Here is a 12,765-nt window from a genome sequence, read left to right on the forward strand (position 1 = left end):
CCGGCCCCTGTTGAAGGGTCGGAGGCGAGAGAGATATGCGGATCAGCATAGTTGCGGTCGGGCGATTGCGCGCCGGACCCGAAAAGACCCTGCTTGACGATTACCTGACCCGATTTGACCGGACCGGCCGCGCGCTGGGCCTTGGTCCCGCGCGGGTGATTGAGGTTGAAGACAAAAAAAACGCAGGCATGGGGGCCGAGGCCGCGCTGCTACGCAAGGCACTGCCCAAGGGCGCGGTGTTCTGTACGCTGGACGAACGCGGGCGAGTGATGTCCTCGCCGGATTTTGCCAAAAAGCTGGGCGGCTGGCGTGATGCCGGGCGGCAGGATTTGGCGCTGATCATCGGCGGGGCGGACGGAATAGACCCTAATCTGCGGGATGAAGCGGATTTTTCCATCTCATTCGGGTCGATGGTCTGGCCCCATATGCTGGTCCGTGTGATGCTGGCCGAGCAACTCTATCGGGCCGCGACCATTCTCTCGGGCGGCCCTTATCATCGAGTCTGATATGGCGAAGCTGTTGATCGTCTACCATTCGCGTACCGGCGGGGCCCGGCAGATGGCCGAAGCCGCGGCGCAGGCCGCGCGGGATGAGGCGGATGTGGTTCTGAAAACCGCGGATCAGGCCGGACCCGAAGACTTACTGCAAGCCGACGGCTATATCTTCTGCGCGCCTGAGAATCTGGCCGCTATTTCGGGTCTAATGAAAGAGTTCTTCGATCGCAGCTACTACCCGGTTCTGGGCCGCATTGAGGGCCGCCCCTATGCGCAAATGGTTTGCGCCGGGTCCGATGGCGAAAACGCCGCCCGCCAAACCGCCCGCATCGCAACGGGCTGGCGGTTGAAAGAGGTGCAGCCGCCTTTGGTCATCTGCACCCATGCGCAAACGCCCGAGGCGATATTGGCCGAGAAAACCATCCCCGACGCCCAGTTGGACAACTGCCGCGAATTGGGCTTGGCCATGGCCGCTGGGTTGGCGATGGGGGTCTTCTGATCTCAGTGCAGATCGACCACAAAGGTCTCTTTGGCCCAGCCGTCCGTGTTGGTGCGGGCTTGCACCTGAACCTGCGCCACTCCTTCGGGAATCGCCACACCACTGAGCGATCGGGTGAAGGGTTGTTCATTCTCATGCGGGTGATGCAGTACGCGCATCCCTAGCTCTTTCCCCTCCATATCCAGCACGCGCCAGCCATCTGCGTAGTCATCCCAACCCGTTTCGGGATGGAGGACGGTGACATCGAATCGCCATGTCGCGCCGCTCTGTTTGGCAGTGACGGCCTCGATCACGGGATCATCGGCAAGGGCGGGGGTGGCCAGAAGGGCGGTCAAAACAAGATATCGCATGATGTGAACTTAACCCCATTGATGCAGAGTGGTGATCACGATCTGGTGTTAAGCAGCACCGTGCGCGAATGCGATGCGAACTCGCGCCGATACAGCATCGCCAGTGTTGCTACGGTCCCCGCAATCAAAGCTACAGGCCCTAGAATCCACGCCACGGCCGCCAGTGCGAAATACGTCGCCCGCAGGCCGCGATTAAAGGCGCGGGCGGCGGTAACGCAGATCTCGGCTGCTTGCCCGGCACGGGGATAAGCGGTGGGATCATCGGGGTCATTTGGGACGGCGGCCATCAGCACGGCGCAATAGCCAAACAATCTATGCGCCCAGACATATTTCAGAAAGGCATTGGCCAAAAACAACAGGATGATCAGGATCTTGACCTCCCACACCAACGCGGGTGCGGTCCCAAGGGCCAGATCCTGCGCCAGTCCTGCCAACCGTTCGGTATTGCCCAACAGGGCCAGCCCACCCCCGATGGCGATCATCGTAGTCGAGGCGAAGAATGTGCTACCCTGTCGCATCGTGCCCACCACTTGCGCGTCAAACATACGCGGCTGGCGCGTGACCATTTCCTTCATCCAGTCCCGGCGATAGCCATCCATGATCATCCCGACCGAGGGTTTTTCAGGGGGCGGGTTTTCGATCCGCCAGCCGATCCACAGCCACGCGCCGATCAGCAGGGCGATGCCGACAAAATCGAGCGGAGCGAAGGGCAGAGACTGATCAATCCAGGACATAAGCGTGACACTAGGTTGTGACGTTAGAACTTGCCAGATCAGAAAATTGGTAATATTATTTTACCAAACCGGAGGGCCGCCATGGAAATGCCAAAGCCAAATCCCGACATCCTGCGTCGAAAGGACGTGGTTCTGCGCCGATTGAAGCAGGTTTTGCCAGAAGATGCGGTGATCCACGACCCGGCCGAGACGCGCGCGTATGAGTGCGACGCGCTGACGGCTTATCGCTGCCCTCCGATGTTGGCGGTGCTACCCTCTACGACGTCTGAGGTCTCGGACGTGCTGCGCATCTGCAATGAAGAGGGCGTGCCGGTGGTGCCGCGCGGCTCGGGCACGTCGCTCGCAGGTGGGGCGTTGCCCACGGCGGACAGCGTCATTCTTGGCATCGCCCGAATGAATGACGTTCTGGAAACCGACTATGATAACCGCTTCATCCGCGTTCAGACCGGCCGTACTAATCTGAGTGTAACCGGTGCCGTGGAGGAAGATGATTTCTTCTATGCCCCCGACCCGTCGTCGCAGCTGGCCTGTGCGATTGCGGGCAATATCGGGATGAATTCAGGTGGTGCGCATTGCCTGAAATACGGTGTGACGACGAACAACTTGCTGGGCGTCACGATGGTGATGATGGATGGCAGTGTGGTCGAAATCGGTGGCGCGCATCTGGACGCGGGCGGGCTGGACTTGTTGGGCGTGGTCTGCGGATCCGAGGGACAGTTGGGTGTCGTGACCGAGGCGACGCTGCGCATCCTGCGCAAGCCCGAAGGCGCGCGGCCCGTGCTGATGGGGTTTGATGATAACGAAGTCGCCGGGCAATGTGTTTCTGACATTATCAAATCTGGTATCCTGCCGGTGGCGATCGAGTTCATGGATACGCTGTGTATCAAGGCGTGCGAGAACTTTGCTCAGGCTGGCTACCCCGACTGCCACGCCTTGCTGATCGTCGAGGTCGAAGGCTCTGAGGCCGAAATCGACTATCAGCTGTCCAAGATCATTGAGATTGCCAAGCGGCATAACCCTGTCGAGCTGCGCGAAAGTCAGTCCGCAGAAGAAAGCGCCAAGATTTGGCTAGGGCGCAAATCGGCCTTCGGCGCGATGGGTCAGATGAACGACTATATGTGTCTGGATGGGACCATCCCGGTCTCGGCATTGCCGCAGGTTTTGCGCCGTATCGGAGAGCTGAGCGAGGAGTATGGCCTGCCCGTGGGCAACGTGTTCCACGCGGGCGATGGAAATATGCACCCGCTGATCCTGTTCGATGCCAATAAACCCGGCGATCTTGAGAAATGCGAAGCGTTCGGGGCGGATATCCTGAAGCTTTGCGTGGATGTCGGCGGATGTCTGACCGGCGAACATGGTGTGGGCATCGAAAAGCGGGATCTGATGTCGCATCAATACGCGCCTGCGGATCTTGAGGCGCAGATGGCTGTCAAAGATGTGTTTGATCCGAACTGGCTGTTGAACCCGGCCAAGGTGTTTCCATTGGATGTGTCTCAGCCCCGCCGCGATGCGCGGATCGCTGCAGAATAGGCTCTAGCAAAGAAGAAATGCGATGAAACCCAGGACTGAGGCCGAGCTGGCCGAAACAGTAGCCGGGCTGCAGGACCCCGTGCGAATTTCCGGTGGCGCTACCCGCGGGATCGGTGGGCCAGAAATGACCATCGAAACCGGGGGACTTAGCGGGATCACCCTGTACGAACCGGGCGCGCTGACGATTGTGGCGCAAGCCGGCACCCCCGTGGCAGAGATCGAGGCCGCGTTGGAGGCCAAAGGGCAGCAACTAGCGTTTGAACCGATGGATCATCGCGGGTTGCTGGGTACGAATGGTGCACCGACGATTGGCGGTGTCGTGGCCGCCAATATCTCGGGTCCGCGCCGCATTCAGGCCGGGGCCTGTCGCGATTTCCTGCTGGGTGTGCGCTATGTCGATGGCAAGGGCCAAGTGGTCAAGAATGGCGGGCGGGTGATGAAAAACGTCACCGGCTATGATCTGGTCAAGCTGATGGGCGGGTCGTGGGGCACGTTGGGTGTGTTGACCGAAGTGTCGCTGAAAGTGCTGCCCAAGCCACAGGCGGTGGCGACGTTGGCAGTGCGAGTTGCGGATGCATCCCGTGCGGTGGGGGCATTGTCTGCGGCCTTGAAATCCCCTTTCGAGGTCTCGGGTGCGGCCTTTGATCCGCAAGACGGTCATGCTTTGCTTAGAATTGAGGGTTTCGCTGACTCCGTGGCGTATCGCGTTGGGCAGTTGAAGTCGGTTGTGGCAGAATACGGGGATGTCGCGGAGCGCGACGGTTCGGCCGAGATTTGGCAGGCCATTCGGGACGTATCGGCGTTTCACGGGCATGAAGGAGATGTATGGCGGATCTCGGTCAAACCCTCGGATGCGCCTGGGATTGCGGCGCGGCTTGGGGCGGATCAGACTCTGTTCGATTGGGGCGGCGGGCTGATCTGGGCGCTGGTGCGCAAAGGGGACGACCTGCGGGCACGTCTTGGGGCATTCGACGGCCACGCGACCCTGGTCAGGGCAGCGGCCGAAACGGTTGAGGCTCTGGGGAGGTTCCAGCCGGAAAGTGCCGGGATTCAGGCTCTGACACAGGGTATTCGTCAGCGTTTCGACCCGCGCGGGTTGTTCAATCCGGGATTGATGGGGTAGGCCGATGCAGACGACATTCACCGAAAAACAACTGCAAGACCCGGCGATCCAGCGCTCGAACCAGATTCTGCGCAGTTGTGTGCATTGCGGCTTTTGCACCGCCACATGCCCCACCTATCAGGTGCTGGGCGACGAGTTGGACAGCCCCCGCGGGCGCATTTACCTGATCAAGGACATGCTGGAGAACGAGCGTGTACCGGATGAAAAAACGGTCAAACATATCGACCGCTGCCTTTCTTGTCTGGCCTGCATGACCACCTGTCCATCCGGTGTGCATTACATGCATCTGGTCGATCACGCGCGCGAATATATCGAGCAGAAGTACAAACGCCCCTTCACCGATCGCGCCCTGCGATGGGTGCTGGCGCAGATCCTGCCTTATCCGATGCGGTTACGCTGGGCTTTGATCGGGGCTAAGCTGGGCCGTCCGTTCAAATTCCTGATGCCGGATGCGCGGTTGCGGGCGATGCTGGATATGGCGCCAAAACATATCCCTCCGGTCAGTCGCAATGATGATCCGCAAAGCTTTGCGCCCAAGGGTGCGCGCAAAAAGCGTGTGGCGCTGATGACGGGATGCGCTCAGAAGGCGCTGAACACTGATATAAACGATGCCACCATCCGCCTGCTGACCCGGCTGGGGTGTGAGGTTGTCGTAGCCGAGGGCGCGGGTTGTTGTGGGGCGCTGACGCATCACATGGGCAAGTCCGATGACAGCCACAAAGCGGCCGCTGACAATATCCGCGCTTGGGTGGCCGAGATGGACGGGGACGGGTTGGATGCTATCGTCATTAACACATCTGGTTGTGGGACGACCGTAAAGGATTACGGGCATATGTTCCGCAATGACGCCTTGGCCAAGGACGCGGCTCGAGTGTCGGATATCGCCATGGACATCAGCGAGGTGCTGATGCAGTTGGACCTGTCTGAGGGCGCGGATAAGGGCATGACTGTCGCCTACCACGCGGCCTGTTCGCTGCAGCATGGTCAAAAGATCAAGACCTTTCCAAAGGATCTGCTGAAACGCGCGGGTTTTTCAGTGGTTGAACCCGCCGACAGCCATCTGTGTTGCGGCAGCGCAGGTACGTACAATCTTATGCAGCCCGAAATCTCGGGCAAGCTGAAACAACGCAAGGTTAGAACGTTGGAGGCCAAGAACCCCGACGTTATTGCCGCAGGCAATATCGGATGTATGATGCAAATAGGGTCGGCCACCGAGGTTCCGATTCTGCATACGGTCGAACTGCTTGATTGGGCGACCGGAGGTCCGCTGCCGCGGGCTATGCAGCAGGACCGCAGGCCAGACCGAGAGGTGCCGATCTTAAGGTAGGTATCTGATGCGGCAGCGCTAGACTGTCGCGATCGGATTCGACCAGACAAGCAAGCGCCCTAATTTCGCCCCACGTGGCGCGTAGGAGGAAACGTACCAAGCAACGTCGGAGAAGCGCTTGCGACACTGGTTGAAGGTTCTGACACTGGCTTTGATGCCAATGGCTGCGATGGCGCAGGATTCCAGGTTGAAAAGCCTGGATACGACTGATGCGGGCCGCGCGTGGATGGCGGTTGGACGCCTGGATATTGGCGGAACGGGGTTCTGTACAGGCACGTTGATCTCTCCGACGCTGGTCCTGACGGCCGCGCATTGCCTGTTTGACAAAGCCACAGGTCAGCGTGTGGATTTGTCTGATGTCGAGTTTCTGGCCGCGTGGCGACTTGGGCGCGCATCTGCCTATCGCGCCGCGCGTCGAGCGGTTGTGCATCCGAAATACCAGTATGGCGAAGATGCGACCGCAGCCCGCATCGGCAATGACATTGCGCTGATCGAGTTGTGGCAACCGATCCGAAACACAACGGTCATTCCTTTTGAAACAGGTGATCGCCCTGCCCGAGGGGAAGAGGTTGGTGTCGTATCCTACGCGCGAGACAGGGCCGAAGCTCCGGCGCTGCAAGAGGTGTGCTCGGTCATGAGCCGCAGGTCCGACGTTCTTGTCATGTCTTGTGACGTAGAGTTCGGGTCCTCTGGTGCGCCAGTATTTTCCTTCGAGGGTGATCGCCCTCGCATTGTGTCCGTGGTCGCCGCAAAGGCAGAATTTGACGGACAGCGCGTGGCGGTCGGAACAACGGTCGAAGATTCTCTGACCATCCTGCAAAGGGAATTGTCGGCGGGGCGTGGCTTTATCGCCAAGACCCCGCAGGGCGCCGCACGCAATAATGTTGGCGCAAGGTTCGTCAAACCATGATCCGTGCATTGCTGACTGCCTTGTGCCTTATCGGCCTAGCGACCGCATCTTTTGCACAGAGCGCAAAGCGAAAGCTGACCGACCGGGATGATCTTTATGGTTGGGAGGCTGTGGGGCGTCTGGATATCGGCAACCGAGGGTTTTGCACCGGTACTCTGATCGCGCAGGATATTGTCCTGACCGCTGCCCATTGCGCGCTGGATCGGGGAACCGGGCAGCTGTACGCGCCCGGCCAGTTAACCTTTCGGGCTGGGCTGAGCGATGGTGAGGCACTGGCCGAGCGCAAAGTCGAACAGATCGCGATTCATCCCGACTATACCAAGCACGGTGGACTATCGGCCGAGGCTGTTCGGATTGACGTTGCGCTGATGCGGCTGGATCAGCCGATCCCGTATTCGGTGGCCAATCCTTTCGCCCTGCACAGCGGGCGCGTTTTGGGCAATGAGGTCAGCCTTGCTTCGTACGGGCGCGGCCGGTCCGAGGCGATAACGCGGGAACGCTCTTGTCGTATCCTGCAGCGCCATCAGGGATTGATCACGTTCAATTGCGATATCACCTTTGGGTCGTCCGGTTCGGCCTTGCTGGCCCGGAGCGGGTCACGCTGGCAGATTCTCTCCGTCGTATCCGCGGTCGGCAGCGACGGGCGGCAAAAGGTCGGGTTCGGGATGGAATTGTCCGGAATAGTGTCGGAATTGAAGGCCGCGCTGCGTCGGGACGCCCCGCAACCCAAAGCCGAGATCCGACGCTTGCAGGTCGGTTCGGGCAAGTCCAATTCCGGCGCGAAATTCATCAGCTCGGGCGGGGGTTGAACTCGGTCAAATCGTTACCCATCTGAACTGTATCGGGTCGCCAATGATGGGGCCTGACACAGCAAACGCCCGTCCAAACCGGAGGGCATATCGTAGATCGCTCAGATGAGGATACACCACATGCGTAGTTTTGATTTTGCACCGCTTCACCGCGCCACCATTGGTTTCGACCAGATCGCCGACATGATGGATCGCGTTCTGACCAATGACGTGGCTCAGCCCAGCTATCCGCCCTACAACATCGAAAAAACCGATGCCGACACCTATCGGATTTCCGTCGCTGTCGCCGGTTTCGCCGAGGCCGATCTGTCGGTCGAAGTAAAAGAAAACGCCCTGATCGTGGCCGGCAAGAAAACTGCCGGGGACAAGGACCGTTCCTACCTGCACCGTGGCATTGCCACCCGTGCGTTCGAGCGCCGCTTTGCGCTGGCCGACCACGTCCGCGTGACTGGTGCCAGCCATGAGAACGGGATGCTGAACATCGACCTCAAGCGCGAGGTGCCCGAAGCGCTGAAACCGCGCCGGATTCAGATTTCGTCTGGTCAGGCCATCGAAAAGGACGTGGTTGACGCCAAAGCCGTGAACTAAGGCCGTCCGACCACCGCGATAGTCCTGCCTCTCGGGGCTATCGCAGACTGCACGCCCCGCGTTCCTCCAGACGCGGGGCGTTGTTCCCCAAACCAATATCTATCCTGCGCAATAGTGCAGAGGTTGAATGTTCAACGAGCTACTTGAACCCAGCCATCTTGATCTGGGTCAGTTCCGTGGTGGGTAGGGGTTCGTTGGGACTTACATGACCAAAAGTAAGGACAACTGAGTGCGAGTGAATGGAAGGAATGTGAAATGAAGAAAGTAACTATATCTTGCCTGCTTTTGGGCACGCTTGCTTTGGCGGCGTGCGGGGCGCCAACGACGCCAACACAGGCCCAGGTCCAACACGATGCGCGTTGCGCAGCAGGTATTTTGGGCGGCGCGGCTCTTGGTGGCGTTGTCGGTAATCGCTTCGGCGGCGGATCAGGCCAAACACTGGCGACTGCGGCAGGTGCCGGACTTGGAATGTATGCAGGTCAGTCGGCTTGCAACTGACGAAAAGTTACATGCAAAAAAGTTTAGCGCCGCGCAGGTAATGCGCGGCGCCAATAATTTAGGAATATGTGCTTCAGTTCCCAGCCGTCACCGACCCGATCGACCAGAACATCGTCTCGCCCGAGGCATCGTCGACGCCGTCATTGTCGGTCATCACAAACGCCTCGCCCGAGGGTAGGATGGCAAGACCTTCGATCTTGTCCAGAACATAGCCTCCGGTCGAGGTCAGGTCAGGCAGCAGGTCGCGAACCTCTTCCTTGCTGACCACTGGCAGGGGGCCGCCCAGCGGGGCAGGGGTCATTTCCGACAGTGGGACGCGATAGACCTTTTTGGTCACGGCGCGGTGGTCGTGCTGGTTGTCGCGCTCGATCACATAGACATGGTCGCCGAAGGCCACGATTTCCGACAGGCCGACCCAACCGGTATCCGGGTCCGCTTTGGGGTAGTGAACCGCGCCCCATTCTTTGGTCTCAAGGTTATAGGCCACCAGTTTCACGTGGTTTTCCGGGTCGTCCTTCCATTCACGCTGAACGGCCATCCACAGAGTGTCACCGACGCGGGTGATGCCCTCGAAGCCAAAGCGTTTCTCGACCGCCATCAACTCGGCAGGCAGGCCGATCTCGCCTTTGCGATCCTTGATCTTGCCCTCGGCTGAAACGTGGTAGATCGCGTGCGGGATCACACGGTCAGTGCGACCTTCGGATGCGACGTAGAAGCCACCCTTGCCGTCCAGCGTGATGCCCTCAAGGTCCAGCTTCTGCGCTGGGTTGCCATCCTGACGGTGGATGCGGATCACGTCCACGATGCGCGCGGGTTGCTGGCTGGGATCGATCTTGAAGATCGACGGCTGGAAGCCGTAGAAGCTGTCATTGACCGCATAGATCATGCCGTCCTCGTCCGCGACCAGACCTGACAGCGCACCCCATCCAATCAGCTCATCCGCGCCTTCCGATGTCAGGTGCGGGTAGGCGGCGGGCGCATCCTGATATTCGAAGATCGACACATGTGCACGCGGGCCACCATCTTCGATCAAGTCTTTTTCGTTGGCCGAGATCAGCAGGTTCCGCTCGGGGATTGCCACATAGCCTTCCGGACCAACGCCCGAGGGCAGCAGTTGTTTCAGCACCGGGTTCGCGGGGTCAGTGGCGTCATAGACCACCACGACCGAGGCGCGCTCGGCCCCCACAAAGATCATCGGAGTACCGCCAAAGGTGGCTGCGGTCACGCTTTCCGGCTCAACGCCTTTGCTGTCCGAGCGTTTGTCAGGGTAGTGGCCGATCTGAATGATGGCCTTTTCGAAATCGGTGCCGTTTTCGTAAACAACGGTCCCGTCCTTGTGGAAGATCGTCCAACCGCGCGAGCCGCCCTCGTAATCGCCTTCATTGGCGGTGGCGAAGTGGTTGTCGTCGATCCATTTCACCGCGTCGGGTTCACGCAGGCGGCCCGGCTGGCTTTCGGTGAAGATCAGCGCGCCGCGCTCATCCGTGGCGTCGATGCCCTCCAAATCCACGCTGCCGGCCGAGAAATGGCTGATCACGGTGCCGTCTTTGGCAACAACCGCGATGTGGTTGTTTTCCTGCAGGGTGACGACCGTTTCACCTAGGCCGTTGATATCCACGAACTCGGGCTCGGGGTCTGTGGGCGCAACCTCGGCCAGGCCAGTCAGCGAGGCCATTTTCATGCTCGCGCAATCCAGCGCGCCGTCCTTCAGCGGTACCAGCGCCAGCTCACCTGCGGGCAGCTGTGGGATGATGCCGTCGTTGAGGTCTTCGTCCCGCTCATTCTCGATCGCCACGGCGACAAAGCTGGCATCGGGCGCAATGGCGACGCTGTCTGGCTGACCGCCCAGATCACAGGCACCGATCTGCGCCTTGCCCGCGATATCGACCGATATCAGCTTGCCCGACGGGGCGGTATAGCTGTCCGAAGTGTTCACGCCAACAAAAGCATTTGCGCCAACGATCCCGACTGAGGTCGGCTCGCCACCAACCTCCATCGCACCCAAGGGCGCAGGGTTCGCGGGATCGGTGATGTCGACCATGCCGATCACGCCCAGCGGGCTGTCGGTGTAGACCAGCGTCATACCATCTGCGGTCGCCGCGATGATCTCGGGCGAGGTTTCGCGGGTGGTGTCCGCGCCTTCGGCCATGTTTTTCACCACGGGGAAGGATGCAATTCGGTTGAAATTCATCTCTGCCAAGGCCTGACCAGCAGTCAGAGCAAGGGCAGATGTCAGGCAGACAGTGCGCAACGACATCGGTGGGTTTCCTCTTTTCACTCGGATGCGAGGGGGATGGACCGGGATCGTTGCGGTGTTGTGACAGTTTGGCTTCAGTTTTGTGACAAACGCGGCCACTACCGGGGCAGTGGCCGCGAAGAGTTAGACCGAAAGACAGACGTATTTCATCTCAAGGTAGTCTTCCATGCCGTGATGGCTGCCTTCGCGACCCAGGCCGGACTGTTTGACACCGCCAAAAGGCCCAACCTCGGTCGAGATGATGCCCGTGTTCACGCCGACTATGCCATATTCCAATGCCTCGGCCACCTTGTAGACGCGGCTCAGATCCTTGGCATAGAAGTAAGAGGCCAGACCAAAGATCGTGTCATTGGCCATGGCAATCACGTCATCTTCGTCCTCGAATTTGAACAGCGGGGCCAGCGGGCCGAAGGTTTCATCCTGCGCGACCATCATGTCCTGCGTCACGCCAGTTACGATGGTGGGCTGGAAGAAGGTGCCACCCAGATCATGTGGCAGACCGCCGGTCAGAACGGCACCGCCCTTGTCGGTGACGTCCTTGATATGCTCTTCGACCTTGGCGACCGCCTCTGCGTTGATCAGCGGGCCCGTGGTCGTGCCTTCGGACAGGCCATCACCAATCTTCAGCGCCTCAACGGCGGCTTTCAGTTTGGCCGCGAAAGCGTCATAGACACCTGCCTGCACGTAGATACGGTTCGCGCAGACGCAGGTCTGACCATTGTTGCGGAACTTGCACAGCATTGCGCCCTCGACCGCGGCGTCCAGATCTGCGTCGTCAAACACGATGAACGGCGCGTTGCCGCCCAGCTCCATCGAGCATTTCATGACCTGATCGGCCGCTTGTTTCAGCAGGATACGGCCCACTTCGGTCGAGCCGGTAAAGGTCAGTTTGCGCACGCCGGGGTTTTCGCAGAACTCCTTGCCGATCTCGCTGGCGCTGGAGGACGGCAGCACGTTGAAAACGCCCGCCGGAATGCCAGCCTGTTCGGCCAGAACGCCCATGACCAGCGCAGACAAAGGTGTTTCCTTAGCAGGGCGCGCAACAAAGGCGCATCCGGCGGCCAGTGCCGGCGCGGCTTTGCGCGTAATCATCGCGTTGGGAAAGTTCCACGGCGTGATCGAGGCTGCAACGCCTATGGGTTGCTTCAGAACCATGATCCGCTTGTCGCGCTGATGGCCCGGGATCATTTCACCGTAAACCCGCTTTGCCTCTTCGCCGAAGAATTCGATGAAGGACGCACCATAACCGATTTCGCCAATCGCTTCAGCCAGCGGTTTGCCCTGTTCGGCGGTCAGAATCTTGCCCAGATCCTCGGCGTTTTCCATCATAAGGTCGAACCAGCGGCGCAGGATAACTGCGCGTTCTTTACCAGTCAGTTTGGCCCATTCCTTTTGCGCTGCCTCGGCCTGCGCAATCGCACCTGCTACCTGCGCGCGGCTTAGGTCCGCGACCTCGGCCACGACATCTCCACGCGCGGGGTTCGTGACGGCAAAAGTGCCGTTGTCGCCGTCCACCCACTGACCGCCAATATAGGCCTTGGTTGCTAGGAGATCGGGGTTTTTCAGGATGGATTTCAGATCGGTTGTCGTGTCCAGCATAGCTTGGCCTCCGGCAGGAATTTAGAGTTGTCGCACACAAACAGGTG

General features: G+C 59.8%; 13 protein-coding genes. 9 read left to right on the forward strand and 4 right to left on the reverse strand.

What is annotated here, in order from left to right:
* Positions 1 to 35: 35 nt before the first annotated feature.
* On the forward strand, positions 36 to 506 hold the full coding sequence (gene rlmH, locus ACR0DX_RS17100) for a 23S rRNA (pseudouridine(1915)-N(3))-methyltransferase RlmH (RefSeq protein ID WP_480846839.1): 471 nt from the start codon (positions 36 to 38) through the stop codon (positions 504 to 506).
* 1 nt (position 507) lies between these two features.
* Positions 508 to 993: an NAD(P)H-dependent oxidoreductase gene (locus tag ACR0DX_RS17105; protein ID WP_170353818.1), complete on the forward strand. Its 486-nt coding sequence runs from the start codon at positions 508 to 510 to the stop codon at positions 991 to 993.
* Positions 994 to 995: 2 nt separating this feature from the next.
* Here the strand turns inward: ACR0DX_RS17105 and ACR0DX_RS17110 are convergent, their stop codons facing one another.
* Together ACR0DX_RS17110 and ACR0DX_RS17115 are read right to left on the reverse strand one after the other, a co-directional pair.
* Positions 996 to 1,343 (reverse strand): hypothetical protein, encoded by a 348-nt coding sequence (locus ACR0DX_RS17110; RefSeq protein WP_170353817.1) that lies wholly within the window; start codon positions 1,341 to 1,343, stop codon positions 996 to 998.
* Positions 1,344 to 1,378: 35 nt separating this feature from the next.
* Complete coding sequence (locus tag ACR0DX_RS17115; RefSeq protein ID WP_170353816.1) at positions 1,379 to 2,077, reverse strand: DUF599 domain-containing protein; 699 nt, start codon at positions 2,075 to 2,077, stop codon at positions 1,379 to 1,381.
* 81 nt (positions 2,078 to 2,158) lie between these two features.
* On the opposite strand from ACR0DX_RS17115, the gene ACR0DX_RS17120 reads away from it, so the two are divergent.
* The 7 genes from ACR0DX_RS17120 (at position 2,159) to ACR0DX_RS17150 (ending at position 8,862) form a co-directional block, all read left to right on the forward strand.
* Positions 2,159 to 3,607 carry an FAD-linked oxidase C-terminal domain-containing protein gene (locus ACR0DX_RS17120; protein ID WP_170353815.1) on the forward strand — a complete coding sequence of 483 codons (1,449 nt, stop codon included), beginning with the start codon at positions 2,159 to 2,161 and terminating at the stop codon, positions 3,605 to 3,607.
* Positions 3,608 to 3,629: 22 nt separating this feature from the next.
* The gene (locus tag ACR0DX_RS17125; RefSeq protein ID WP_170353814.1) at positions 3,630 to 4,730 is read left to right on the forward strand and encodes an FAD-binding protein; all 1,101 of its coding nucleotides are present in this window, start codon (positions 3,630 to 3,632) and stop codon (positions 4,728 to 4,730) included.
* A gap of 4 nt (positions 4,731 to 4,734) precedes the next feature.
* Positions 4,735 to 6,057 carry a glycolate oxidase subunit GlcF gene (glcF, locus tag ACR0DX_RS17130; protein ID WP_170353813.1) on the forward strand — a complete coding sequence of 441 codons (1,323 nt, stop codon included), beginning with the start codon at positions 4,735 to 4,737 and terminating at the stop codon, positions 6,055 to 6,057.
* Between the two features lie 118 nt (positions 6,058 to 6,175).
* Positions 6,176 to 6,967, forward strand: coding sequence for a trypsin-like serine peptidase (locus ACR0DX_RS17135; RefSeq protein WP_480846844.1), 792 nt, complete (start codon positions 6,176 to 6,178; stop codon positions 6,965 to 6,967).
* Positions 6,964 to 7,776, forward strand: coding sequence for a trypsin-like serine peptidase (locus tag ACR0DX_RS17140; RefSeq protein ID WP_170353812.1), 813 nt, complete (start codon positions 6,964 to 6,966; stop codon positions 7,774 to 7,776). Before ACR0DX_RS17135 ends, ACR0DX_RS17140 begins: the two co-directional genes overlap by 4 nt.
* A 120-nt stretch (positions 7,777 to 7,896) precedes the next feature.
* Positions 7,897 to 8,364 (forward strand): Hsp20 family protein, encoded by a 468-nt coding sequence (locus tag ACR0DX_RS17145; protein WP_170353811.1) that lies wholly within the window; start codon positions 7,897 to 7,899, stop codon positions 8,362 to 8,364.
* A 255-nt stretch (positions 8,365 to 8,619) separates the two neighbouring features.
* The gene (locus ACR0DX_RS17150; protein ID WP_170353810.1) at positions 8,620 to 8,862 is read left to right on the forward strand and encodes a glycine zipper 2TM domain-containing protein; all 243 of its coding nucleotides are present in this window, start codon (positions 8,620 to 8,622) and stop codon (positions 8,860 to 8,862) included.
* Between the two features lie 73 nt (positions 8,863 to 8,935).
* On the opposite strand, the gene ACR0DX_RS17155 is transcribed toward ACR0DX_RS17150, so the two are convergent.
* Together ACR0DX_RS17155 and ACR0DX_RS17160 are read right to left on the reverse strand one after the other, a co-directional pair.
* Positions 8,936 to 11,119 carry an esterase-like activity of phytase family protein gene (locus ACR0DX_RS17155; protein WP_170353809.1) on the reverse strand — a complete coding sequence of 728 codons (2,184 nt, stop codon included), beginning with the start codon at positions 11,117 to 11,119 and terminating at the stop codon, positions 8,936 to 8,938.
* Positions 11,120 to 11,242: 123 nt separating this feature from the next.
* Complete coding sequence (locus tag ACR0DX_RS17160; protein WP_170353808.1) at positions 11,243 to 12,718, reverse strand: NAD-dependent succinate-semialdehyde dehydrogenase; 1,476 nt, start codon at positions 12,716 to 12,718, stop codon at positions 11,243 to 11,245.
* Positions 12,719 to 12,765 lie beyond the last annotated feature (47 nt).

The organism is Ruegeria sp. D3 (genome assembly GCF_056534465.1).

Excerpts from the sequence above, each read along its gene's own strand:
- ACR0DX_RS17155 (WP_170353809.1), bottom strand. The coding sequence starts at position 11,119 with ATGTCGTTGCGCACTGTCTGCCTGACATCTGCCCTTGCTCTGACTGCT.
- ACR0DX_RS17150 (WP_170353810.1), top strand. The coding sequence starts at position 8,620 with ATGAAGAAAGTAACTATATCTTGCCTGCTTTTGGGCACGCTTGCTTTG.
- rlmH (WP_480846839.1), top strand. The coding sequence starts at position 36 with ATGCGGATCAGCATAGTTGCGGTCGGGCGATTGCGCGCCGGACCCGAA.
- ACR0DX_RS17145 (WP_170353811.1), top strand. The coding sequence starts at position 7,897 with ATGCGTAGTTTTGATTTTGCACCGCTTCACCGCGCCACCATTGGTTTC.
- ACR0DX_RS17125 (WP_170353814.1), top strand. The coding sequence starts at position 3,630 with ATGAAACCCAGGACTGAGGCCGAGCTGGCCGAAACAGTAGCCGGGCTG.
- ACR0DX_RS17105 (WP_170353818.1), top strand. The coding sequence starts at position 508 with ATGGCGAAGCTGTTGATCGTCTACCATTCGCGTACCGGCGGGGCCCGG.
- ACR0DX_RS17115 (WP_170353816.1), bottom strand. The coding sequence starts at position 2,077 with ATGTCCTGGATTGATCAGTCTCTGCCCTTCGCTCCGCTCGATTTTGTC.
- ACR0DX_RS17160 (WP_170353808.1), bottom strand. The coding sequence starts at position 12,718 with ATGCTGGACACGACAACCGATCTGAAATCCATCCTGAAAAACCCCGAT.
- ACR0DX_RS17120 (WP_170353815.1), top strand. The coding sequence starts at position 2,159 with ATGGAAATGCCAAAGCCAAATCCCGACATCCTGCGTCGAAAGGACGTG.
- ACR0DX_RS17110 (WP_170353817.1), bottom strand. The coding sequence starts at position 1,343 with ATGCGATATCTTGTTTTGACCGCCCTTCTGGCCACCCCCGCCCTTGCC.
- ACR0DX_RS17140 (WP_170353812.1), top strand. The coding sequence starts at position 6,964 with ATGATCCGTGCATTGCTGACTGCCTTGTGCCTTATCGGCCTAGCGACC.
- glcF (WP_170353813.1), top strand. The coding sequence starts at position 4,735 with ATGCAGACGACATTCACCGAAAAACAACTGCAAGACCCGGCGATCCAG.